At 41.2% G+C, this 639-nt stretch carries 2 protein-coding genes; one reads left to right on the top strand and one right to left on the bottom strand.

Going from position 1 to position 639, the window contains the following annotated elements; all coding sequences use genetic code 11:
* Positions 1-29 precede the first annotated feature (29 nt).
* Positions 30-224: a KOW motif-containing protein gene (locus tag AC1DPZ_RS28625; protein ID WP_477409926.1), complete on the bottom strand. Its 195-nt coding sequence runs from the start codon at positions 222-224 to the stop codon at positions 30-32.
* A gap of 188 nt (positions 225-412) precedes the next feature.
* Here AC1DPZ_RS28625 and AC1DPZ_RS28620 point away from each other — a divergent pair.
* Positions 413-639: MmcQ/YjbR family DNA-binding protein (locus AC1DPZ_RS28620; RefSeq protein WP_477409924.1), on the top strand; the 227-nt coding region annotated here is incomplete at its 3' end.

Here is a 639-nt window from a genome sequence, read left to right as displayed (position 1 = left end):
TGTTGTTGGGGTTGAAGGCGGCTCATATCTCAGGAATTTTCTTGAGTTACCATAACTACATTTTTACCCAACGTTTTGAATCTAACACCGTTTTTTTGTTCAACGGTAATGGTAATATGTCCTGTTTTACTCGTGTTTATATCACTCACTTTGCCAGATTTTCCAATATGTGTTCCTCCAACAACTTTGCATTCGTCCCCATCCTTTAAATTTTCTGTGGCCATATTTATCTTTGTTTAGTTTGTATTTTTTCTGTTTATAATCTGCGCTCTGGTATTCTGGCCTCACGCGTAAACGCTATCTGGTATGAGCGGCACCGCCCGGTTTACGAGTAGAAGATTTGTTTTATGTTCTAATCATTCGTACATTGAACTAAAGGTAGTCAATGGAACCCGAAATATAACTGATAGTTATGACCATAGAAACCATACAAGCCATTTGCCATAAACTGCCCGGCGTTACCGAAGACATTAAACTGGGCGAGCATTTATGTTTCAACGTAGGCGGTAAAACTTTCCTGTTTACCGGGCCAGATTCGGTGCCGCCAACTGCATCTGTAAAAGTACCGGATGAGGATTTTGAAGAAACGCTGCAAAAAGACTGCTTTTCGCCCCAGGCTTATATCGGCAGGTACAAGTG

The sequence above is a fragment of the Mucilaginibacter sp. P4_G9 genome (genome assembly GCF_056400985.1).
This window is presented reverse-complemented; position numbering and strand designations above follow the sequence as displayed.